Origin of the sequence: Pseudoalteromonas sp. NZS100 (genome assembly GCF_015864815.1) — a bacterium.
In the GTDB taxonomy this organism is placed as follows: domain Bacteria; phylum Pseudomonadota; class Gammaproteobacteria; order Enterobacterales; family Alteromonadaceae; genus Pseudoalteromonas; species Pseudoalteromonas distincta.
Genome location: NZ_JADYWM010000003.1, coordinates 216,412 through 238,503 on the forward strand (window position 1 = coordinate 216,412; position 22,092 = coordinate 238,503).

Genomic DNA, 22,092 nt, shown 5'->3' on the forward strand with positions numbered 1-22,092 from the left:
GGAGCGGAATATGAAAAAATTAATCCTAGCTAGTGCGCTTTCATTATGTTCTTTCGGTGCTTTGGCTGAAGTTGCAGTAATTGTAAATCCTAGTAATGCAAATGCACTTGATGCAGAGACTATTAAGAAAATTTACTTAGGAAAGGCCAAGTCGTTTGATAACGGCAATAAAGTCAACCCAGCAACTCAAAACGGTACCGCTATTGCTGATGAATTCAATTCTAAAGTGGTAGGTAAATCGAGCAGCCAATTAAATGCCTATTGGTCAAAACTTGTTTTTACAGGTAAAGGGACACCGCCTGAAAAGTTTGATTCAGATCAAGCTGTCATTGACTTTGTTGCCGCTAATGGTGATTCAATCGGCTATATAGATAGCAGTAAAGCAACTGATAAAGTTAAAGTGATTGCTACCTTTTAATTGCTATTATTAAATTAAAAAAGCCACCTAATCGGTGGTTTTTTTATAACTTAACTTTAATAACAATTCGCTCAATTAAGTAAAATATTTTGAGGGAGAGAAACGGTGTCGATAGCAAGGCAAATAATTTCTTATTTAGTATTCTAAATAAGAAATTTTAACGCAGCTAGCGTCTGACCTGCCCTCTCAAAATGAATAAGCATTACTGCGAATTGGTGTAGTTACATTACTCAACTTTAAATTTAGCCGTGGCATCTAATAGGTTATCTGAAAGGTAATGAAGGTTTTTAGCTACATCCCTCACAGCCGTTAGCGAGTCCATTGTATCTTCAAATGATACGTGCATATTTGTCACGTTTTCTACAACCATAGCAGCAACTGATGTTTGCTCTTCTGTGGCAGCAGCAATTTGTGAGTTCATCCCATTTATTTCTAGCATTTGCTCTGCAATTTTCTCTATAGAAATGCCCGTTTTTTCTGCTGCAGTTGCATTATCTGTAGCCATATCTCTTGCAGTCGTCATTGCAGTAACTGATTCGTTAGCCGCTTCAGTTAAAGTAGTCAACAGCTCTCGAATCTCATTTGTAGAGTGAGCAGTTCGCGATGCAAGCTCTCTAACTTCATCAGCAACAACAGCAAAGCCTCGGCCATGCTCACCAGCACGAGCAGCCTCAATGGCAGCGTTAAGTGCTAGTAAATTTGTTTGCTCCGCTATTGATGTAATAACATTTAATATTTGCGACACATTTTTTGTATCGTCTGCTAATTTATTGATAGTTGTAGCAGCGTGATTAATCTCATCACTTAACGTACGAGAAGCGGTTACTGATGTTCGTACTTGAGTTCGACTTTGCTCAACTTCTTTCTCTGCCGTTTGCGCTGCATGAGAAGCACTTGCAGCTGATTGAGAGATATCTCCTACACTCTGTTTCATCTCTTCCATCGATTGCTTTACAATCTCAGCATCAGTGGTTTGTTTGGTCGTTGCACGCTCCGCTTGTTCCATCCCCTGCACTAAACGAGTAGAGTTTTCCATTAACGGTTCGCAAACCGCGATAATTTCTAACACCGTTTTTTTCAATATGCCAATAAAAGAGTTGAAGTTTATAGATACTTGACCTATTTCATCTTCAGAGTTAACTGTCAATTTAGTGCTTAGCGAGCCTTTACCGCTTGCTAATAAGCTTAAATTATTTGCCGCATCACTTGCCGAAGAAGCAATTCGCTTAGCTATCCAAATAGCCATAAAGAGTAATAAAATAAGCGATACAATAGAAACAACTAACATTAACGTAAGGGCGTAATCAGAACGGTCCTTTGTGCTTGCAACAAGTTCAAAAAAGCGATCGTCAGCTTTGACTTGTGCTGCCTTAAACTTTTCTAGGACATCGGTATAAAGCGCTGTTTTCCTCTGTGCTTGTTGTTGAATTTCACTAAAATCTGCTGTTCCATTTACCATGCCATTTGCGATAGTCGCTGATATTTTTTCGTAATTTGCGAGCTGCTCTTTAGTGTCACTGTGAATGTAAGAGGCATTTATTTTTTCTATCGCAATAATATTCAACTCAAGTTGCTTGTATGTGTCAGATGCTTTCTCGACTAAATCTTGCTCACCAAATGTTACGGCTTGGGTGTAAAGTTCGTCCAGCTTCTCTAAAATGCCAACATTAGCTGATGTTAACTTAACAACTTTGTAGGATGATTTTTCCATTTCATCAAGTGCAATTCTATTATCATTCATAGCAAAATAGTTGATCAGAACAATCACTAAAAATGCAACGACAGCAATACTCGTAATCGCATGTATTTTTTTACTTATGCTGAGATTTTGAAAAGAGAAGCCTGAAGCCATTGTGAATACCTTATTTTATTGTCTAAATCTATTATCGGCTTATTACTCATAAGTGTTAACTAAATTTGTAATATTTCTAGTTTTTTTTACAAATAATTCAAAATTTTACATAACTAATTGCTCTTTAAAAAAGAAAGTACAAATAACATTCAATTTAAATCGCAGGCACAAAAAAACCAGTAACATTTCTGTTACTGGTTTCTAAATTTGGTGCGGATGGGGGGACTTGAACCCCCACGCCCGAAAGCACCACCCCCTCAAGGTGGCGTGTCTACCAATTCCACCACATCCGCATTTTTAAGCTTTCGCTTATTTGTTAAACATATGATTTATTTGAGGAGTATAAATCGTTTAACGATAACATTACGCTAAATTAGTTCGGTACGTCAGAGCTTTGCTCTTTCGTAGATGTTACCGGAACATCTTCTTCAACAGGAACTACAGTTTCCACTGCAGGAGCTGCTTCTAGGTTTTCCCACTCGTCAGTCTTTTTAATTTGACCTGCAGTTAGGTTACCTAGCACAATGCTTAAAACAAAAAATACTGTTGCTAAGCTTGTGGTTGTTTTTGTCATAAAGTTACCAGCACCTGACGAACCAAAAACCGTGCCTGATGCACCAGCACCAAATGAAGAACCCATATCTGCGCCTTTACCTTGTTGAATTAAAACCATTCCAACTAGAGCTAAAGCCACAACTAAATAAACTACTAATAAAATTTCGTACATCTTATACAGTCCCTTTTGCACTGTTACAGATTGCAGTAAAAGATTCTGCTTTTAGACTTGCGCCGCCAATTAAGCCGCCATCTATATCTGTTTGTGCAAATAATAATTCGCTATTTTTTTCATTAACGCTACCACCATATAAGATGGAAAGCCCTTGTGCTAAAGTGCTATCAAGTGCAGCAATTTTATCACGGATAAATTTATGAACAGTTTGTGCCTGCTCTGGCGATGCAGTCTTACCTGTGCCTATGGCCCAAACGGGCTCGTATGCTATCACAGAATCTTTCAGTGCTGCTACACCTAATTTTTCAATTACTGCATCAATTTGTGCAGCAACTACTTGTTCGGTTTGACCGTTTTCTTGCTCACTTTCACTTTCGCCAATACATAAAATTGGTGTTAACCCAACTTCTTGTGCTCTAGCAAACTTTTCAGCGACAGTTTCATTACTTTCGTTATAAATACTACGGCGTTCAGAGTGACCCACGAGTACGTAAGTTGCACCTAAATCTTTTAGAAGCTGTCCATCTACTTCACCGGTAAACGCACCAGGTGTATTTTCAGAAACAGTTTGAGCGCCTGTAGAAACACCACTAGCTATCATCGCTGGTACAAGTGGGAATGGAGGAAATAAAACAATGTCCATCTCTTGTGATTTTACATCGTTAATAGCATCAGACATTTGTTTAACTAGCTCTAACGAACCATTCATTTTCCAGTTGCCTGCGACCATCGCCTTGCGTATTGCCATTTTCCACTCCACATTAGAAAGCGGGCGAGATATTAACTTTTCTCGCCCAAAGTTACAAGAGGTTATTGTTATTAATCAGTCCGTTTGCTCATAGATTCTACAACAGCTGCAATTTTTTGAGCGCTGTCTATTACAATTTTTTCCTGCTCGGCTTCAACCATAACACGAACAACAGGTTCAGTGCCTGATTTGCGCAGTAAAACTCGTCCTTTTTCGCCTAAAGCAAGCTCAACTTCTGCTACAGCTGAAAGTACCTCTGGCGCTTTTGTCGGATCTGTTCCAGCGGTATAACGCACGTTAATCATTTTCATTGGATATTTAGTAAAACCAGCACCCAAATCTTGTAGTGTACGGTTTTGTGCAACCATAGCTGCAAGTACTTGCAAACTTGATATAATGCCATCACCCGTGCTAATTAAATCTAAATTTAATACATGGCCTGAGCTTTCACCGCCAATTTTCCAGCCTTTTTGCTGTAGTAATTCCATTACATAGCGGTCACCCACTTTACTGCGAGCAAACTCGATACCTTTCGCTTTTAAAGCATTTTCAAGACCCATGTTAGACATTACAGTGCCAACTACACCTCCACCCAACATATCATCTTCGGCAGCTTGGCAAGCAATAATATAAACTAAATCGTCACCATCAAATACACGACCATTATGATCAACCATCATTACACGATCGCCATCCCCATCGTATGCAATACCTACGTCAGCTTTAAATTCAAGCACTTTGCGCTTAAGAGTATCTACATGAGTAGCGCCACATTCATGATTTATATTAACGCCATTAGGCTCGCATGCATGTGTTATAACTTCAGCGCCAAGTTCACGCATGACAGAAGGAGCTATATGGTATGTAGCGCCATTTGCGCAATCGACAACAATTTTAAGACCTTCTAAAGATAACCCTTGGGGGAACTGGCTCTTACAAAACTCTATATAACGGCCGTCTGCACTAACTAAACGCGAAGCTTTACCTAGTTTATCTGAAGCAACACATGTCATTTGCTCATCAAGCATCGCTTCAATTTGAAGCTCTACTTCATCGTCAAGCTTTAGACCCTGCCCATTGAAAAACTTAATACCATTATCGTAATAAGGGTTATGTGAGGCACTAATTACTATGCCTGCCTCTGCACGAAATGTTTGCGCTAAATACGCAACTGCAGGTGTCGGCATTGGACCCAGTAATACAACATCAATACCAGCGGCAATTAAACCAGCCTCAAGTGCAGTTTCAAGCATGTAGCCCGAAATACGCGTATCTTTACCTATAATTACTTTTTTAGTGCCACTTTGTGATAATACGCGTCCGGCAGCCCAACCCAACTTCATTGCAAACTCAGGATTAATTGGTGACGTTCCTACCAGACCACGTACGCCATCAGTACCAAAATATTTTCTTTCTTTCATTATACAAATCCTTTCTCGCAGGCTTGATATACACCAAGTACATCTGCGGTTTCTTTAACGTCATGTACACGAATAATTTTTGCGCCATTTTGCGCCGCGATTAACGCACCAGCTAAGCTGCCCGCTAATCGCTCATTTGTTTCTCTATTTAATAGATTACCTATCATCGACTTACGAGATAATCCGGCCAATAATGGCAAACCTAACTTATTAAAATCATCAAACTTAGCCAATATTTGATAGTTATGGCTAAGTGTTTTTCCAAATCCAAAACCAGGGTCTAGAATAAGTCGCTCAAACTTAATCCCTGCTGTTTCACATGCTTTAATACGTTCACTAAAAAACATATTTATATCTGCAAACAGATTGTCGTAATGAGGTGCGCACTGCATGCTGCGAGGTTGCCCTTGCATATGCATTAAACAAATTGCTACATCTTCATACTGCGCAACCGTTTCTAAGGCGTTTATTTCTTGTAGAGCTCTTACATCATTGACTATATCTGCCCCAGCGAGTATTGCTTGCTCCATAACTTGCGCTTTACTAGTATCAATTGAAATAACGCAATCACTGTACTCACGTATCGCTTTAATAGCAGGAATTACTCGGGAAAGTTCATCTTTTAAACTCACATCTGGCGCGCCGGGCCGGGTAGACTCCCCCCCAATATCTAAAATTTGCGCACCATCCTCTAACAATTGCATTGCGCGCTTTAGCGCTATTTTGGGGTCTAAAAACTGCCCGCCGTCAGAAAATGAGTCAGGCGTTACATTCAATATTCCCATAATAACAGGCTTTTCAATATTGAGCGTACGTCCTCTGGGAAGCTTTAATATATTAGTCATTGCCAACCTTTATTCTTTTTCTAAATAGCTGATACAAAAAAGCCCCGAAATTCGGGGCTTTCACTAGCTATTTTAACGATTATTCAGCTTTATCATCAAGGTTTGTTTCATCTTTTTTCGATGAATCATCCGCTTTTTGACTTTCATCAAGCACTGGCTCTTGCTCTTTTACCGGCTTAGCTTCATGGCGGTCATGAGCATCGCGCGGCTCACGCACTGGTTGGCGCGCCATTAAATCATCAATTTGCTTAGCGTCGATTGTTTCGTATTTCATTAACGCGTCTTTCATTGAGTGAAGAATATCAATATTTTCTTTTAATATTTCTTCTGCTCTTTGGTAGTTACGATCTGAAAACAAGCGTACTTCAGCATCAATTACTTTAGCAGTATCATCCGACATACTAGATGCACGGCTTCCGCCACCACCTATATACATCTCGTTTTGATCTTCAGCGTAAAGCAATGGACCTAGCTTTTCACTTAAACCCCAATGTGTAACCATTTTACGTGCAATATCAGTTGCGCGCTCAATATCGTTACTTGCACCCGTTGTTACTTTGTCAGCACCATAAATAAGCGCTTCAGCAATACGGCCACCATAAAGGCTTGAAATCATTGATTCTAAAAGCTCTTTTGAATGACTAACACGGTCTTGTTCAGGCAAGTACATTGTTACACCTAGCGCACGGCCACGTGGAATAATAGATACTTTGTAAACTGGATCATGTTCAGGAACCATACGGCCCACAATTGCGTGGCCTGCTTCGTGATATGCTGTCATTTCTTTTTCTTGCTCGCTCATCACCATGGTTTTGCGCTCTGCGCCCATCATGATTTTATCTTTAGCAGCGTCAAATTCAGCCATACTTACAACACGTTTATTACCACGTGCAGCATAAAGTGCAGCTTCGTTTACTAAGTTCGCTAAATCAGCGCCAGAAAAACCTGGTGTTCCACGTGCTATAAGAGCCGCTTCTACGTTATCGCCTAATGGCACCTTACGCATGTGTACTTTGAGTATTTGCTCACGACCACGGATATCAGGTAAACCAACTTCTACTTGACGGTCAAAACGACCTGGACGAAGTAATGCAGGGTCTAGAACATCTGGTCGGTTAGTTGCCGCAATAACGATAATACCTTCGTTACCACCAAAACCATCCATTTCTACTAGCATTTGGTTGAGTGTTTGCTCACGTTCATCGTTACCGCCGCCCATACCTGCGCCACGTTTACGACCAACCGCATCAATCTCATCTATAAAGATAATACAAGGTGCCGCTTTTTTAGCTTGCTCAAACATATCACGTACACGTGACGCACCAACACCGACAAACATTTCAACAAAATCTGAACCAGAAATTGTAAAAAACGGTACTTTCGCTTCACCCGCAACAGCCTTTGCAAGTAACGTTTTACCAGTACCAGGAGGACCAACCATTAGTACGCCTTTAGGAATACTACCGCCAAGCTTTTGAAACTTAGAAGGGTCACGTAAAAAGTCTACCAATTCGGTAACATCTTCTTTCGCTTCATCACAACCAGCAACATCTGCAAACGTTGTTTTAATTTGATCTTCGCTCATTAAACGAGCTTTACTCTTACCAAATGACATAGCGCCTTTACCGCCGCCGCCTTGCATTTGACGCATGAAGAATATCCATACACCTATAAGCAGTATCATCGGGAACCAAGAAATAAATATACTTGCTAAGAATGATTGTTCTTCAGGTTGTACACCCTTCACATTTACATCATTTTTAAGTAAATCATTTATTAAGTCTTCATCGTACATTGGCATCGTTGTTTGAAAACGCTCACCACTGCTCTTAGTACCAGTAATATTTCCTGTACCGCGGTCGATAATAACTTCTTGTAAAGAGCCACTGCGGACATCTTTAACAAATTGAGTGTAACTTGTTTGACGATCAACTTGCTCGCCACCATTAAAGCTCTGAAAGACTGACATCAGCACAACTGCAATCACCAGCCATAGTATTAAATTTTTCGCCATATCGCTCAAGGGGTTAACCTCTTGTATCCAATTAATTTAAATTCAACTAAACGCCAAGCAACTGTACTACAGTTTGTATCCAGTCGCTACTATATATACTTCCCGAGAACGGGCACGTGAGGCATCAGGTTTGCGTATTTTCACTGCTTTAAAACTATTACGTACATCTTGCAAGTATTGATCAAAGCCTTCACCTTGGAAAACCTTAACAATAAATGCGCCATTTTTCTTTAGTACTTGACTACACATATCCAGCGCAAGTTCTACCAAATACATACTACCCGCTTGATCTACTGAGTTATTACCACTCATATTTGGTGCCATGTCAGAGAGTACCACATCAACATTTTTACCATCAATACGTTTTAGCAACGCATTTAACACAGCTTCTTCACGAAAGTCGCCTTGTAAAAAGTCAACACCCGCAAGTGAGTCCATAGGTAATATGTCACAGGCAATTACTTGACCTTTGTCACCGACTTTTTCTGCCAAATACTGTGACCAGCTTCCTGGAGCTGCTCCTAAATCAACAACGGTCATACCAGGGCGAAGTAACTTATCTCTATTTTGTACTTCATCTAATTTAAAAACCGCTCGGGAACGCCAGCCTTTTTTTTGCGCTTCTTGAACATATTTATCATCAAAATGTTCTTTCAGCCATCGCTGTGAACTGGCTGACTGTTTTTTATTTGTCATAAATTAACACGCAACTAATTAGTAATATTCTCTAGATGGCGTTAGAATACCCTTAATTCAAGCCATATTCAGCAAAATTTGTATAAACATGACATTATCAAACAAACAAAAGCAGTTTTTAAAAGGTCAGGCACATAGCCTCAAGCCTGTAGTTTTACTAGGTTCTAACGGTTTAACCGAAGGCGTAGTAGTCGAAATTCAAAGTGCATTAGAAATTCACGAATTAATCAAAGTTAAAGTTCCAACTGATGATCGTGAAACAAAAGCACTTATTTTTGAAGCAATCGTACGTGAAACTGGTGCGACTAAGCTACAAACGATAGGTCACACTATTGTGCTTTATCGTCAAAGTGTTGAGAAAAAAATACATTTACCACGTAACTAATTAATCCTATTTAAAGGATTTAGTACGTTTAAATTAAAAAACCAGCTTAATGCTGGTTTTTTGTTATATAACACTTTTTATTTTAAAAGCTCATTGTATGATGCGTTACATCATAATCAGTGCCATTACTTCTGGGCTTATTATGCAATATAAAATACTGAGTAAATTGTGTTTCACTCATAGCTGGCACTTTTTCATTGGAGAGTAGTTCAGCCAGTTGCGGCGTCGTATTACTGTGCCCAATAACAACAACTACACCCTTTAGTTTGAGTAACTCATTTTTTAAATCACCTAGCTCACCTGCGTTATACACATTTAATTTGGTATTAAAATGTGCCTGCAAAGGTGCGGCTGTTTGCAACGTGCGTTTATAGTTGCTGCTAAAAAGATGTATATTTTGATGTTTTTTAAACAAAGTAACTAAATTATTTGCACGTGCCTTCCCCTCTTCTGAGAGCGCTGGGTTTTTCCCCGTTAACTTTTCGCTATGACGAAACAAATATACCTCGTCAGGTGCGGCAAATGCCAAACTACAATTAAATGACAAGGCTAAAAAAGTGATTGCTAATATTATTTTATTCATATTTTTTTTCCTCGTTTGTATTCTAATAGCCTGTCGATAAATTCAGTCGTTAATTCATTTATTACGCCGGTTTCAGCATTAACGATTAAACTAAAACCAACATTTAAGTGGGGAAACACAACCACATCGCTTCTATATCCTTGCACCCAGCCACTATGATAGTAAAGCGTTTCATCAGCGTAATTATAAACCCGCCAACCTAGTCCGTAATAAGCCTCATTAAGGTGTTTTTTCCACACCCTGCGATGCATTTCTTTTTTTGTATGTGTATAAGGACGCGTTTGCTTTGCGAGAGTATCCAATGACAAAACATCAGGGTATTGCCCTAGCTGGGCTTTTAACCAAATGGCCATGTCACTTGCACTTGCGTTTACACCCGCTGCAGGTCCCACTTTATAATAATTTTTTTTAAGCTTAGCGCTATACCAACGTTTTGTACCGCGCACGTGTGGTAATGCGTAATTTTCATCCTGAACCATAGATTCAAAACCTAAGCTGGCATCACTCATTTTTAAAGGCGCAAAAATAGTTTCTCGTAACCACTGCGCGTAACTTTTACCGCTGCTTTGTAATATCACATTACCTATAAGGCTAAACATAACATTTTGATAACCATAACATTCGCCTGGTTTGCAAATAGGTTTAACACTAAGTAATTTTTCAACAATACTGGGGTAATCCATACGAGACTCTATCAAATTATCGTACGCATTAGGCACTAACCCACTTGCATGACTTAAAAGGTGAAATACCTTTAAATCATCTTGATAAACAGTCCCTTTGAACTCAGTTATGTAATCGCTAACAGCTTTATCTAATTTAAGTAAGCCCTCATTGGCTAATTTAGCAGATAACGAGCCTGCAAATGTTTTAGAAACAGACGCGAGCCTAAACCGGGTATGCTTATTTACTTTTTGTCCATTTCGGGTTTTAGTTACACCCATAGTATGGATGTAGTCTGAGTTGTTTGTACTTACAATCGAAAGTGCAGCGCCTGGTATACCTTTATTTTTCAGTTTTTTTTGCGCATAACGGCCGTACTTTTTTACAAATGCATCCCAATCAGGATCTGCTTTTGCTGCAAAACTCACAGAGCTAAACAACAAACACAAAGCAGGTAGGCTATACAATAAAGATTTGAGATACTTCATTTTTATAAATTTTATCTTTTTAACTACATCTATGTAGATAATATCATGAAGTTTTGTTTGGACTAACGTACAATACGACGATTATTTGGTTTTAAGCGAGTGTTTAGTACTTATGCGTTTTTTAGTTGTGTCACTTTTTGTTATATTATCAACTGGTTGTACTCTTACAAAGCAGCCGGCCGAGCCACTGGCTATGCCATTAAAGCCAACATTAAAAAGTCAGACCTACCAGCTTGAGTACACCACAGAACACTCATCCCCAAAAGTTAAATCCGTTCAACTTCCTGCACATAAGGTAGTTAGAAACCAAACAGTAAAAATTATTACCGATAAGGCAAGTGTAACCGATAAACTTTTATCGCAAATTAGCCAAGCACTTAACGATAAACAGCTAAAAGTAACCACTAAAAATAACAGCGACTACACACTAACTATTCAGCAACTTGATTTAACTTTCACTGACGATGTTAAGTACGCAATAAAGCAACCTGAGAACCCTTTTACATTATATTCAGATATTGCTCAGCAATACCCAACTCAGGAATGTGCTGCAATATTCGCACAAGTAAGTATGCGCCTCACACACAAAGCATCGGGTGATGTTGTTTGGTTTGCTAAATCTTCTATTGATAGTGCAAGTTTTCATCGTGAGCCGCTAGTTTATAGTTTCACCGAAGAGCAAAAAATAACTAATGAGCTTGAGGTTGTCGCTTTTGTCCATCAGCAAAATACTGATGAAGCCCGCATGGAAAGACTTGGAAAAGACATTCAAATTCCTCAGTACAAAACGTTGTCAAAGTTATCTAGCCTTGCCAAGCTTAGTGGTCCATGTAACAGAACAGAAGTAAGCGCATTAACGCCTATGATGCAGTTTTACTTAAGCAGTATATTAATCGATAAAATTAAAGTTCAGTAAATTAGGGTCTGTTGAACTTTACGGATTAAAATTTGTTCAAACTAGGGGCTATTTAATCGCGGCGCGAGGTTTGTAACCTAGTGGGCTCGGTAACTGCTCCTGCGTTATTCTAATGGCTTACATCCATGTAAGAATAAGTAAAAACCGAGCAACAAAGCGTAAATAGCCCCTAGGAAGAACCCTTTGGGCAGCGCCTGTTTGGCATTAATGCTACGTTATCGCCCATTTATGGGGAATAGCCACACTGCATAGGCTCTGCCTTGCCTAAATACCAAACAGACTGCTGCAAATTTAACTTTGAAAGTTCAACAGACCTAACACTTACTACATTTTTTTACAGATTAAAGGAACGAATTAACAATATACTACGCTTAATAACAAATAATAATTAGGCCCTATAGGGATGAGAAACACTTTGCTTAACCATACTTTAGTGAGCATAACATTGCTTTTTTGCTTTATTTTTAGCACCACAAGTATGGCAAGTAATCGCTATTATGCAGACAATACGTTAGAACCAACCCAAGGCTTTGCGTGGGATTGGAGTGCCGGTGCGGGTTTTTATATTGAAGATTCTTACCTAATCGGTATCGAATCTTACGATAAGGGCGTTGAGCTTGATTTAAGTCTTGCTGTTTCTTACGATAAATTTTATCTTGATTTTGATCACAATCAACTCAGCGGTGGCCTTGTAATTGGTTACAGCCTTATAGATAAATTTGATTGGGGCTTAGATATACTTGGCACAAATACTCAAGCCGGGTTTGACGAAAAAGGCCTCGGGTTTTATAACCACGGTGTTATAAAAGAACTCCAAGGTATTAAAAAACGTAATTACGATTTTGATGTTGGTCTTAGGCTCTCGCGCCGATTTGAAAACTCACAATTCTCCTTTGAATACCTTCATGACGTATCTGGTGCCCATAATGGCTGGGTTATAAATAGCTTTTTTAGCCACATTTTGCCATGGCGAAACTGGGAGTTTAGGTCTGGTGTTGGTTTAAGCGCCTACTCTGCTGACTTTACCAATTATTACTTTGGCATTGATAGCGATGAAGCCACCAGCCTTCGCCCGGTTTATACCAGCAATGCCAGTACTAGTATTATCTTTGAGTTCCATGCTGAATATCCAATAAGCCAAGATTGGGTGTTTTTATCCGGTTGGCTTACTACATGGTTTTCAAAAGAAATTGACGACAGTCCAATTATTTCCCAAGGATATCAACATAAAGCCAAGGTAGGCCTACGTTATGTATTTTAGATGGATCTGGGTATTACTGATCTTTCCCAGTACCTTTACTGTTAAAGCGCAGGACCCCCCTGAAGCACTCATAGCACTACCCGACACTTGCGTTGCACTGCGCGAAGGGCGTAATTGCTATGCCGATGTTACACTTACGTGGGAGCAACCTATCATTGGTAATTACTGCCTACGCGATGCAACTTCAAAGTACATTATGCAATGTTGGCTAAAGCAACAAAGTGGTACTTTTAATTATGCTTTTGACTCACAGCAAAGCATTTCATTTGAACTATTTGATAGCAATACATCCAAAGTCATCAGTACAGCAGAAGTAAAACTACAGTGGGTTTATCAAAACAGACAAAAAAAACGCCGCTGGCGACTATTTTAATACCAATTGCATTAGGGATATTTTATGGATAACTACGGCACTATTTTACTTGTTGAAGACGATGCATCACTAGCGCAATGGGTTGCTGAATATTTAACAGAGCAAGGCTATACAACGCATGTTTGTCATCGTGGTGACGAAGTTGTTAGCCAGGTCAAAACGTTAAACCCAAATATTGTGCTCCTTGATATTATGCTCCCGGGGCAAGATGGTATCAGCGTATGTAGAGAGCTTCGTAGCTTTTATAATTCGCCTATTATAATGCTCACCGCACGCGATGAAGAGATGGATGAAGTTATTGGTTTAGAAGTTGGCGCAAGCGACTACATAATGAAACCGGTGCGTCCGCGTGCATTGCTAGCGCGAATAAAAGCAGCACTGCGTCAAAACAATGAGCCAAATAAGCCACAGGTTAGCCAAAGCGTTATTCAAGTTGGTGCACTTAGTATTAATACCGAATCTAGAAATGTGACCCTTAACGAGCAAGATATAAACATATCAAGCGCCGAATATCTATTATTACACTACCTTGCAAGCAATGCAGGTCAAGTTGTCTCACGCGATGCCGTATTTAAAGCGACGAAAGGTAGAGAGTACGACGGGCTTGATAGAAGTGTTGATGTACTTATTTCTGCACTTCGTAAAAAATTTAATGATGATCCACAAAACCCTGAAAAAATTAAAACTATTTGGGGCCGTGGATATTTACTTGTTTCTACCGCGTGGTAATAGAGCGATGAATAAATAAATGAAAAAGTTTTATATATCGCTTCTAGGCAGTGCACTTTTATCTATTGTGGTATTGGGCTGGCTTATTGATGCTTTTAGTCAACAAGCGCATACCCCACAAGATGAATTTAGTCAGCAAAGTAAAATGATCATGGGTTTTAATAAGCAGTTAGCTAACATACCTACATCTGAGCGCAGCGATTATGTAAAACAACTAGCCCGAGAGTTTGATGTTTTAATTGACTACAAGCCAAATGAGTCACTCGCTTTACCACCTTCTTTATTATTACAAATGCACACGCCAGGTGGGCTGATTTTAGAAGATCAGCAAGGCTTTTATATGCTTTATAGTAGCGACGTTTTAAATCCTTTTCACTTATCAATGCGTTTAGATAAAATTTTTGATAGCGAGCAGCATAACGACATTATATTAACTCTACTATTTTACGCAGGCCTATGTGTATTTATGGGGTTTATTATCGCGCCCTTAGCTAAACGGCTAACTGTCTTAAATGAAGCCGCTAAAAAGTTTGCCTCTGGTAATGTTCAAGCCCGAATAAAGGTATCGCATTTTACCTATATAAAAGATGTAGAACTTACTTTTAACCGCATGGCTAGCCAAATAGAGAAACTTGTCGCCGAAAACAAACTAATGGCCTCAAGCTTGTCTCACGACATACGCACTCCTATCGCATGCCTGCGATTTGGTTTAGATGCGGCATTAGATAGCCATGATGAGCAAAAAGTAAAACAGTATTTAACTCGTATGGAGAACGATTTAGATCATATGGAATCGATGCTTAGTAGCTATTTAGCATTTGCTACATTAGAGCAAAACGCGAATAAACTAACCTATTCATCAACCAATATTAAATCCTACCTTGAAGATATTTTAGTTCAACTTGCACCAAAACTTGAAATGCAAATGCTCAACGTACAACTCAATAGTACAGATAAAATAATAAATGCAGATCTTCACTGGCTGGCTCGTGCAATTACTAACTTATTAACTAACGCATGTGATTTTGCAAACCAACATATTTACCTCAGTGCAAAGTTACACGAGCAACAGCTTATAATAACGGTAGAAGATGACGGCCCTGGTATCGCACAAGAAAACTTTAATAACGTATTTAGCCCATTTTTTAGAGAGGAAGATCACCGTAACAGAGCCGATAAGAGTTATGGCCTTGGCTTAGCCATTGTTACCAAAGTAGCTGATTGGCATCATGGCAGCGTTAAAGTAAGTAAAAGCACCCAGTTAGGTGGTGCGTGCTTTACTCTCACTATTGCACAGCACCATAATCCGTAAAGCAATAGTTACAGACTGTAATTAACAATTATTAAACAAAATCAACTCGTTATTTTAAACGACTTAATAACAACAATTAAAATCGATGGTTATAACATACACTTTACTTATTAATTTGTGCTAGATCAGCAAATAAGCACTTTTTATTTTTTTACATTTCCAGTAGATTGTCACCGCCGTCACACAATAGAGAAGTACAATAATATGAGCGCAGTTAGAGGCGAGTTTAGCTCTCGCTTTGGTTTTATTATGGCCGCCGCGGGTTCTGCCGTTGGTTTGGGCAATATTTGGGGATTCCCTACACAAACAGCAAGTAATGGCGGTGCTGCATTTTTAGTCGCATATTTAGTCCTTGCGTTCTTTTTAGCCTACCCCGCTTTAATGGCTGAACTTATGATTGGACGTCATGGCCAAGCAAACGCAGTGTCATCACTTAAAAAAATATCTAATAAGCCATGGCAAAAACACTTTGCCTTTGCTGTTGGTTTTGGCGGTATTTTATGCGCTGGCTTTATACTAAGCTTTTACGCCATTGTTGCCGGTTGGATGCTCAGCGCCACAGCTGAACCCATAGCCACTTTAGTTGGTGCCAACACAGCATCTACATGGTTAAGCGAGCAATCACTTACTCGAAATATTATATTTACTATGATCTTTATCGTACTAACTGTCGCTATTATAAGTAGAGGCGTTGAAAACGGTATTGAGAAGTGGTCTAAGCGTTTAATGCCTGCACTTTTAGGCATTTTATTTGCACTTATTGCCTACGTAATGACGCAAGATGGTGCTATGGAAGGCTTAAAAGCCTACTTAGTTCCTGACTTTTCATCTATTTTTGACGCAAAACTATTAGTAAGTGCACTAGGGCAAGCTTTCTTCTCTTTATCGCTTGGCACTAGCGTAATGATTATTTACGGCTCGTACATTAGTAAAAAAGAAAACCTCGTTTCTTTAGGTGCCTATGTAACCCTTATTGATGTATTTATAGCCTTTGTTGCAGGTTTACTGATTATTCCGGCTATGTACGTAGCACAAGCTCAAGGCGTTGAAATATTCTCGGCCACAACGGGTAAGCTACTCTCTGAAGATACATTAGTGTTTCAGGTACTCCCCGCTTTATTTGATGGAATGGGCGAAGTTGGCTTATTTGTGGGTTTTTCATTTTTTGCGTTAATGAGTATTGCCGCTTTAACATCATCTATTTCAATGTTAGAGGCGCCAGTATCATACACCGTAGAGCGCTTTGGGATGAAACGCGTTCAAGCAACGTGGTTAATTGGGGCGCTAATCGCTATCGTCAGTATTACAATTGTGTGTAACCTTAGCAGCTTATTTGGCTTAGTAATCACTCTCACTACAAAAGTAGCTCAGCCTTTACTTGGTCTTATGTGTTGTATATTTGTAGGCTGGATTTGGTATAGAGGCTCATTACTAAAAGCAATTCAAGAGGGTAACCCTGAAGTTCACAATACATTGTTTTGGAAAATATGGCCTTGGTATACTAAGTTTGTATGTCCACTGGCTATTGGCATGGTGTTTTTACATTCACTATTGAGCTAAATGATACCTTAGCCTTAAAATAGTTTTAAATAAAATAGCCCACATTAGTGGGCTTTTTTATAGCTGCTTCAATTGGATTTATTGAGTGAGTTTTAAAATCATATCTTGATGAGGTATACCGTCTTCTAGATATTCACTTTTGTAATCTTCAAAGCCAAAGGAGCGGTAAAAATCAAGTAAGTAGGTTTGTGCGCCAATATAAATATCTCGTTCAGGCCACCGCTCTTTACAGCACTCTATAGCTTTACTTACAAGTAAAGTGGCGTCGCCTTTGCCACGCGCGCTTTTACTTACCAGCACGCGTCCTATTGCGCTGTATTGCTCATTTTTTTCATAGCATCGCGCATAAGAGTGTAGCCGCCCATTGTCTAGTGTATATAAATGCTGTGTATTTAAATCAATATCTACATCATCAAGTTCAGGGTAAGGGCACGCCTGATCTACAACAAATACGTCTACACGTCCTCGCATAATAGTAAAAAGAGTATGCGCATCTAAAGCATTAAACTGATCACATTTAAATTGCATTTAAAATCCTATAAACAATAAACCCAGCCTAGGCCGGGTTTAATAAAAATATTCACTTGTTAGTTTATATTAAGCAAATAAGCGCTCTAGTTGGTCGCACAACTGCGATAAATTCACGTGGTCATGCTCTATCGTTAAATCTACATAACCATCGCCTCTAAAAGCCCTGTCTAGCTCTATAAGCACATGAGTTTTATGTGCCTCTGGTACAAATGACAACTCAATCTCTTGAATGCCAAATAAACTACGGCTATTTGGTTTATATTCAAGTTCCTGATAACAGCCCGATAACGATTGAAATGTTGAAGCGCGCAAATGGCCTTTTTCTACATCAGCCTTCATTAAGCTAAAACCTAGCTTTTCCATCGCCTGCATGCACGTTTTAACAGCTTCATTAGGGTAAATATGTAAATGGTCTTTATCGCTCGGATCAAGTGCTAAATCAATATCTAAACCTGTTTCAAGCCACACATGAGATTGATTGTAACCTGCATTAATTTCTGTAATAGGTGTTTCAGAATGAAGACGTGCTTCAAAAGGGATACTTTTAACTTCGCCCGGCTCAATTGTACCTATATCTGTAATTCGCCATTGGTCAATCACATGATTGGTAAAATAATCGCCATCATCACCTGCCACTTTAACACGGGTCATAAGTAATAAATCTAAGCCTGCAATATCTTGGCTAACATCACCTGCGGTAATGACTATTTGTGCATTAAAAAGCTGACCAGGTTGAAGGTGTTCAGTCTCTAAAACAGTATCTACTTTTGCAGCACCAATACCTACCGACGCTAAAATCTTTTTAAACATATATTTCTCCTTAAGCTGAGCGGTTCTATTATTTGCTCTCGCTTAAACTTCTTCGTTATCGCATCTTAACCATATTTAAAAGCCAATGTCAGTGAAAAAATGTTATTTACATACTATTTACGATTAAATATATGTTTGATGCGCATTTTTTATACACAGCTAGGCAAGTATTTGATTAGACGCGTTCATTTTTAGGTCTATTTTTATTTTCAATGGTATAAATTTTTCGTTACACTGCAACCCCAAATGAAGTGATATTAAGAATTATGGAACTAATCTATTTTGCCGCCGCGTTTGTGTGTGGCTTTGCTGTTTATCAGTTAAAGCTGCCTCCTCTTATTGGATTTTTATTAGCAGGTTTTGCTTTAAATTTATCGGGTTATAAAAGTACGGAGTTGCTCGATACAATAGCAGCACTTGGCGTAACCCTTCTTCTTTTTAGTATTGGTTTAAAGCTAAAGGTAAACAGTTTAATTAAACCCCAAGTGTGGGCGCCTGCAACATTGCATATTATTTTTAGCAGCGCGCTTTTTAGTGGCTTTATGTTATTGCTTGGTGTTTTCGCTATTCCACTGTTTATTGATTTAAGTTGGCAAAGTGCTTTATTAGTTGGGTTTGCGCTTAGCTTTTCAAGTACTGTATTTGCAGTAAAAGTGCTTGAAGAACGCGGAGAAATGGCAAGCCTTCACGGTAAAATAGCCATTGGTATACTAGTCATGCAAGATATCTTTGCTGTTATCTTTTTAGCGATTAGTACTGGTAAAATTCCAAATGTATGGGCAATTGCATTAATAATTGCTCTGCCTTTATTACGACCTGTCATGTATGGCGTATTAAATCGCTCTAAACATGGTGAACTATTACCATTATTTGGTTTTTTCTTTGCTTTAGTTGCTGGTTATCATGCATTTGAATTTGCAGGATTAAAAGGCGACCTAGGCGCACTCATAATTGGGATGATGTTTGCACCACATAAAAAAGCAGGAGAACTATCAAAATCTCTGCTTAATTTAAAAGACATATTATTAGTCGGTTTTTTCTTAAGTATTGGCTTGAGCGCAGAGCTAACCACTAGCTCATTAATCGTTGCTATTATACTTGTTTTAGTTTTACCTATTAAAATAGCGCTTTATTACGTGTTCACAAATATATTCAAACTACGCGCGCGTACATCATTACTTACCGCCTTTAGTTTATCTAACTACAGTGAATTTGGGTTAATTGTATGTGCAGTAGCAGCTAGCACAGGCATGATCACTTCTGAGTGGCTGGCCGTAATGGCAATTGCTGTTTCTATTACCTTTGTAATTGCCTCGCCGTTAAATAAGCGCTCAAACGAGCTATACGTAAAAATAGAGCACTGGCTATTAAAGTTTGAAAGCAAAACTCGTTTAGCTGAAGAGCTACCCGTTAACCTAAACGATACTAAAATAGTCATTTTTGGTATGGGACGTATTGGTACTGGTGCTTATGAAACAATCAACGCGACTCACCCAAATGTTGTTGCAGGCATAGATATAAAACCTGAAGTGGTAGATAAGCACGTTAACAGAGGTCGCAACGTCTTAATTGCTGATGCAACAGATCCTGACTTTTGGCAACGAGTAAATCATTCGCAAGTAGAAATGGTCATGCTTGCAATGCCAAAGCATATGCAAAATATTTTTGCGCTAGAGCAACTACAAGCCTCAGGTTATAAAGGCCAAGTAACAGCTATTGCAAACTACCCTGATCAACAAAAAGAGCTAGAAGAAATGGGTGTTCATTCTACTTATAACTTTTACTTAGAAGCAGGTAGTGGTTTTGCAGAGCACGTTAAACAAGAGCTATTTAACGAATAATCACTTTTTATAACGTCTATAAATAACAAAGCCTTAAAATCATTAAGGCTTTGTTATTAGTTTTTAAATGAAAAGCAATTCTATTTACATTCCTTTACAAGCCATTTCACCACGACCATAAAAAACAGGTAGACTATCCATGTTGGTTAAATAAAAACCCATGTTCTAATAATAACTTAATTAGATCCCAGCTAATTAAAGTTCAACTAGGTTTATATTAATCAACAAAAAATTATAAAATCAGAGGGCCTACTCCCTCGCAAAATAGGCTGTTTCTTGCCCGTCACAGCCTATTTTATATTTCTAAAATCCCTTACACTTACGCAGACTTTAAAACCTAAGTAACTCTTATGGATCCAAAACAATTAAAAATAGCTGTAAATACAACGATGCCTTTTGGGAAGTATGCTGGGCGCCCTTTATTACTACTACCAGAACCTTATTTGGTGTGGTTCAAACAGCAGGGATTTCCTGACTCAAAACTTGGTAGCCAACTAGCGATGATGTATGAGGTTAAACTAAATGGCCTTGAGCAAATGTTAATGCCATTACTTGAAAAAAATAAAAAATAATTGAGAACTTTTTTAAATACTTGCGGTCTATTATATTGCTACTTGTTGATTTTGGTTTTTAACCGCAAAAAAAGCGCCTTAGGCGCTTTTTTTATGTCTTAAATTTGAGAGGTAAATATACAATAAATTTAGCACCACCTAAGCTTGAGCTTTCTGCTTTACACTCTCCTTGGTGCCACGACACAATTTTAGAAACTATAGCAAGCCCTAAACCAAAGCCACCAGTGTCCTTGCCTCTACTTTTATCTAATCGAGTAAAAGGCTTAAATACGTTTTCTCGCTCAACGGGGTCAATCCCTTCACCATCATCTTCAACAATCAATACTATGTGAGTTGCCTCTTGTAGCAATGAAATTTTGACTTGTTGATGAGTGTATTTGAGCGCATTGCCAATTAAATTTTGAAATACTCGCGCCATAAAATGGCTATCACAGTAGTAATTTAAATGCTCAGGGAGGTTTATAGAGAGTGTTGTTCTAGCTTCAAAATTTAGCTTTTCAACAGTGGTTTTTACCAGCCCAGCTAAATCGCAGTTTATTGGCTGTAAACTTGGTTGTTGAGAGTCTAATCGCGCGTATTCAAGCATTTCAGAGACTAGTGACTCAAGCTCACTAATATCTGTTTGCATATTGGTTAGGTATTTTTCGCCTTTTTCATCAAGCATTTGCTCTTGTAACATTACAATTGCAAATTTTAAACGTGCTAATGGCGTTCTAAATTCATGTGATACCGATGAGGTAAGCTCTTGCTGTGCACTAAGCAAAAACTCAATACGTTGCTGCATTACCTTTAATGTATCAGTTATAGGTAAAAAGAAAGACTTAGAAGAGTCATTTAGTTGAAAGTCTTGCAAACCCTCTACCGCTTCACACGCTTTACGTAGCTTTGCAAAGTCACGCCAAAGTAAAAAGCTCCACAGCCCAACTGGTATACCTACAATAATAAGTAGTAATAAATACGGCCAAACAGAAGATGATTGCTGCGTTAATACGCCTACCGGTCCTACTTGAAGTAATGAATCATTACCGAGATCTACATACCAAACAATGCGTTGTTGCTTATCATACAAATATAAGTAGTGGTTTTGATTTAGCTGCGATTGTTGTTTTTGAGGGAGTATTAAATCACGGCGTTCAATCACTTTACTTTCAAAGTTATGCTTTAGCTTTTTAAGACCATTTGGGGTTTGTGAAAGCAACCAGAGTGATTGCCCAAACTCATCGTCTAAGAAGACCTGCTGCTGTGACTCTTCATAGGGCCACAGCTGCTCAATAACACCACTTACAACAAATAATGAAACAATGATATATAAGTATAAGCTGGTAAACAGTTTTCCCATTACAG

The 22,092-nt window shown here is 38.7% G+C and carries 22 protein-coding genes and 1 tRNA gene; 10 read left to right on the plus strand and 13 right to left on the minus strand.

The window, feature by feature from the left end:
* Positions 1-10 precede the first annotated feature (10 nt).
* The gene (locus tag I6E69_RS04370) at positions 11-418 is read left to right on the plus strand and encodes a phosphate ABC transporter substrate-binding protein (protein WP_039484474.1); all 408 of its coding nucleotides are present in this window, start codon (positions 11-13) and stop codon (positions 416-418) included.
* Positions 419-644: 226 nt separating this feature from the next.
* Here the strand turns inward: I6E69_RS04370 and I6E69_RS04375 are convergent, their stop codons facing one another.
* The 8 genes from I6E69_RS04375 to rlmE form a co-directional block, all read right to left on the minus strand.
* Entirely contained in the window at positions 645-2,270 is a 1,626-nt protein-coding gene (locus I6E69_RS04375; RefSeq protein ID WP_138488740.1) for a methyl-accepting chemotaxis protein, read from the minus strand.
* A gap of 208 nt (positions 2,271-2,478) precedes the next feature.
* Positions 2,479-2,563 (minus strand) — tRNA-Leu (locus I6E69_RS04380).
* Between the two features lie 80 nt (positions 2,564-2,643).
* Positions 2,644-2,997 (minus strand): preprotein translocase subunit SecG, encoded by a 354-nt coding sequence (secG, locus tag I6E69_RS04385; protein ID WP_002962769.1) that lies wholly within the window; start codon positions 2,995-2,997, stop codon positions 2,644-2,646.
* A gap of 1 nt (position 2,998) precedes the next feature.
* A complete protein-coding gene (gene tpiA / locus I6E69_RS04390; protein WP_197120722.1) occupies positions 2,999-3,748 on the minus strand; it encodes a triose-phosphate isomerase in 750 nt (249 codons plus the stop codon).
* Positions 3,749-3,819: 71 nt separating this feature from the next.
* Positions 3,820-5,169, minus strand: a complete 1,350-nt coding sequence (gene glmM / locus I6E69_RS04395; RefSeq protein ID WP_197120723.1) for a phosphoglucosamine mutase — start codon at positions 5,167-5,169, stop codon at positions 3,820-3,822.
* Positions 5,169-6,014 (minus strand): dihydropteroate synthase, encoded by an 846-nt coding sequence (gene folP, locus I6E69_RS04400; protein ID WP_197120724.1) that lies wholly within the window; start codon positions 6,012-6,014, stop codon positions 5,169-5,171. Before folP ends, glmM begins: the two co-directional genes overlap by 1 nt.
* A 79-nt stretch (positions 6,015-6,093) precedes the next feature.
* A complete protein-coding gene (ftsH, locus tag I6E69_RS04405) occupies positions 6,094-8,028 on the minus strand; it encodes an ATP-dependent zinc metalloprotease FtsH (RefSeq protein ID WP_231619703.1) in 1,935 nt (644 codons plus the stop codon).
* A gap of 66 nt (positions 8,029-8,094) precedes the next feature.
* Positions 8,095-8,724: a 23S rRNA (uridine(2552)-2'-O)-methyltransferase RlmE gene (gene rlmE, locus I6E69_RS04410; protein ID WP_002963155.1), complete on the minus strand. Its 630-nt coding sequence runs from the start codon at positions 8,722-8,724 to the stop codon at positions 8,095-8,097.
* An 88-nt stretch (positions 8,725-8,812) separates the two neighbouring features.
* Here rlmE and yhbY point away from each other — a divergent pair, with 88 nt between their 5' ends.
* On the plus strand, positions 8,813-9,109 hold the full coding sequence (gene yhbY / locus I6E69_RS04415) for a ribosome assembly RNA-binding protein YhbY (RefSeq protein WP_002963153.1): 297 nt from the start codon (positions 8,813-8,815) through the stop codon (positions 9,107-9,109).
* Positions 9,110-9,191: 82 nt separating this feature from the next.
* Here the strand turns inward: yhbY and I6E69_RS04420 are convergent, their stop codons facing one another.
* Both I6E69_RS04420 and I6E69_RS04425 read right to left on the minus strand, forming a co-directional pair.
* The gene (locus I6E69_RS04420) at positions 9,192-9,692 is read right to left on the minus strand and encodes a histidine phosphatase family protein (protein ID WP_197120726.1); all 501 of its coding nucleotides are present in this window, start codon (positions 9,690-9,692) and stop codon (positions 9,192-9,194) included.
* Entirely contained in the window at positions 9,689-10,843 is a 1,155-nt protein-coding gene (locus tag I6E69_RS04425; protein ID WP_039484498.1) for a serine hydrolase, read from the minus strand. Before I6E69_RS04425 ends, I6E69_RS04420 begins: the two co-directional genes overlap by 4 nt.
* Positions 10,844-10,955: 112 nt before the next feature.
* Here I6E69_RS04425 and I6E69_RS04430 point away from each other — a divergent pair, with 112 nt between their 5' ends.
* From I6E69_RS04430 to I6E69_RS04455, 6 genes are all read left to right on the plus strand, one after another.
* Complete coding sequence (locus I6E69_RS04430; RefSeq protein ID WP_002963149.1) at positions 10,956-11,759, plus strand: hypothetical protein; 804 nt, start codon at positions 10,956-10,958, stop codon at positions 11,757-11,759.
* Between the two features lie 478 nt (positions 11,760-12,237).
* Complete coding sequence (locus I6E69_RS04435; RefSeq protein ID WP_231619704.1) at positions 12,238-13,020, plus strand: MipA/OmpV family protein; 783 nt, start codon at positions 12,238-12,240, stop codon at positions 13,018-13,020.
* On the plus strand, positions 13,010-13,393 hold the full coding sequence (locus tag I6E69_RS04440; RefSeq protein WP_024597091.1) for a DUF3019 domain-containing protein: 384 nt from the start codon (positions 13,010-13,012) through the stop codon (positions 13,391-13,393). The genes I6E69_RS04435 and I6E69_RS04440 overlap by 11 nt, the downstream gene beginning before the upstream one ends.
* Before the next feature lie 24 nt (positions 13,394-13,417).
* Positions 13,418-14,122 (plus strand): response regulator transcription factor, encoded by a 705-nt coding sequence (locus I6E69_RS04445; protein WP_024597092.1) that lies wholly within the window; start codon positions 13,418-13,420, stop codon positions 14,120-14,122.
* A 19-nt stretch (positions 14,123-14,141) separates the two neighbouring features.
* Positions 14,142-15,434: a HAMP domain-containing sensor histidine kinase gene (locus tag I6E69_RS04450; protein WP_004335747.1), complete on the plus strand. Its 1,293-nt coding sequence runs from the start codon at positions 14,142-14,144 to the stop codon at positions 15,432-15,434.
* 204 nt (positions 15,435-15,638) lie between these two features.
* Positions 15,639-16,994 (plus strand): sodium-dependent transporter, encoded by a 1,356-nt coding sequence (locus I6E69_RS04455; RefSeq protein ID WP_193226641.1) that lies wholly within the window; start codon positions 15,639-15,641, stop codon positions 16,992-16,994.
* Positions 16,995-17,072: 78 nt separating this feature from the next.
* On the opposite strand, the gene I6E69_RS04460 is transcribed toward I6E69_RS04455, so the two are convergent.
* Positions 17,073-17,522, minus strand: coding sequence for a GNAT family N-acetyltransferase (locus I6E69_RS04460; protein WP_197120727.1), 450 nt, complete (start codon positions 17,520-17,522; stop codon positions 17,073-17,075).
* A 69-nt stretch (positions 17,523-17,591) separates the two neighbouring features.
* Entirely contained in the window at positions 17,592-18,335 is a 744-nt protein-coding gene (locus tag I6E69_RS04465; protein WP_004335740.1) for a sporulation protein, read from the minus strand.
* A gap of 266 nt (positions 18,336-18,601) precedes the next feature.
* Here I6E69_RS04465 and I6E69_RS04470 point away from each other — a divergent pair, with 266 nt between their 5' ends.
* Complete coding sequence (locus tag I6E69_RS04470) at positions 18,602-20,176, plus strand: cation:proton antiporter family protein (protein ID WP_004335737.1); 1,575 nt, start codon at positions 18,602-18,604, stop codon at positions 20,174-20,176.
* Positions 20,177-20,526: 350 nt separating this feature from the next.
* Positions 20,527-20,748: a DUF3820 family protein gene (locus tag I6E69_RS04475; RefSeq protein ID WP_024606183.1), complete on the plus strand. Its 222-nt coding sequence runs from the start codon at positions 20,527-20,529 to the stop codon at positions 20,746-20,748.
* A gap of 91 nt (positions 20,749-20,839) precedes the next feature.
* Here the strand turns inward: I6E69_RS04475 and I6E69_RS04480 are convergent, their stop codons facing one another.
* On the minus strand, positions 20,840-22,087 hold the full coding sequence (locus I6E69_RS04480) for an ATP-binding protein (protein WP_197120728.1): 1,248 nt from the start codon (positions 22,085-22,087) through the stop codon (positions 20,840-20,842).
* Positions 22,088-22,092: the final 5 nt, after the last annotated feature.

Excerpts from the sequence above, each read along its gene's own strand:
- secG (WP_002962769.1), bottom strand. The coding sequence starts at position 2,997 with ATGTACGAAATTTTATTAGTAGTTTATTTAGTTGTGGCTTTAGCTCTA.
- I6E69_RS04455 (WP_193226641.1), top strand. The coding sequence starts at position 15,639 with ATGAGCGCAGTTAGAGGCGAGTTTAGCTCTCGCTTTGGTTTTATTATG.
- folP (WP_197120724.1), bottom strand. The coding sequence starts at position 6,014 with ATGACTAATATATTAAAGCTTCCCAGAGGACGTACGCTCAATATTGAA.
- yhbY (WP_002963153.1), top strand. The coding sequence starts at position 8,813 with ATGACATTATCAAACAAACAAAAGCAGTTTTTAAAAGGTCAGGCACAT.
- I6E69_RS04450 (WP_004335747.1), top strand. The coding sequence starts at position 14,142 with ATGAAAAAGTTTTATATATCGCTTCTAGGCAGTGCACTTTTATCTATT.
- rlmE (WP_002963155.1), bottom strand. The coding sequence starts at position 8,724 with ATGACAAATAAAAAACAGTCAGCCAGTTCACAGCGATGGCTGAAAGAA.
- tpiA (WP_197120722.1), bottom strand. The coding sequence starts at position 3,748 with ATGGCAATACGCAAGGCGATGGTCGCAGGCAACTGGAAAATGAATGGT.
- I6E69_RS04460 (WP_197120727.1), bottom strand. The coding sequence starts at position 17,522 with ATGCAATTTAAATGTGATCAGTTTAATGCTTTAGATGCGCATACTCTT.
- I6E69_RS04370 (WP_039484474.1), top strand. The coding sequence starts at position 11 with ATGAAAAAATTAATCCTAGCTAGTGCGCTTTCATTATGTTCTTTCGGT.
- I6E69_RS04430 (WP_002963149.1), top strand. The coding sequence starts at position 10,956 with ATGCGTTTTTTAGTTGTGTCACTTTTTGTTATATTATCAACTGGTTGT.
- I6E69_RS04465 (WP_004335740.1), bottom strand. The coding sequence starts at position 18,335 with ATGTTTAAAAAGATTTTAGCGTCGGTAGGTATTGGTGCTGCAAAAGTA.
- glmM (WP_197120723.1), bottom strand. The coding sequence starts at position 5,169 with ATGAAAGAAAGAAAATATTTTGGTACTGATGGCGTACGTGGTCTGGTA.
- I6E69_RS04435 (WP_231619704.1), top strand. The coding sequence starts at position 12,238 with ATGGCAAGTAATCGCTATTATGCAGACAATACGTTAGAACCAACCCAA.
- I6E69_RS04425 (WP_039484498.1), bottom strand. The coding sequence starts at position 10,843 with ATGAAGTATCTCAAATCTTTATTGTATAGCCTACCTGCTTTGTGTTTG.
- I6E69_RS04480 (WP_197120728.1), bottom strand. The coding sequence starts at position 22,087 with ATGGGAAAACTGTTTACCAGCTTATACTTATATATCATTGTTTCATTA.
- I6E69_RS04375 (WP_138488740.1), bottom strand. The coding sequence starts at position 2,270 with ATGGCTTCAGGCTTCTCTTTTCAAAATCTCAGCATAAGTAAAAAAATA.
- I6E69_RS04440 (WP_024597091.1), top strand. The coding sequence starts at position 13,010 with ATGTATTTTAGATGGATCTGGGTATTACTGATCTTTCCCAGTACCTTT.
- I6E69_RS04445 (WP_024597092.1), top strand. The coding sequence starts at position 13,418 with ATGGATAACTACGGCACTATTTTACTTGTTGAAGACGATGCATCACTA.
- I6E69_RS04475 (WP_024606183.1), top strand. The coding sequence starts at position 20,527 with ATGGATCCAAAACAATTAAAAATAGCTGTAAATACAACGATGCCTTTT.
- ftsH (WP_231619703.1), bottom strand. The coding sequence starts at position 8,028 with ATGGCGAAAAATTTAATACTATGGCTGGTGATTGCAGTTGTGCTGATG.
- I6E69_RS04470 (WP_004335737.1), top strand. The coding sequence starts at position 18,602 with ATGGAACTAATCTATTTTGCCGCCGCGTTTGTGTGTGGCTTTGCTGTT.
- I6E69_RS04420 (WP_197120726.1), bottom strand. The coding sequence starts at position 9,692 with ATGAATAAAATAATATTAGCAATCACTTTTTTAGCCTTGTCATTTAAT.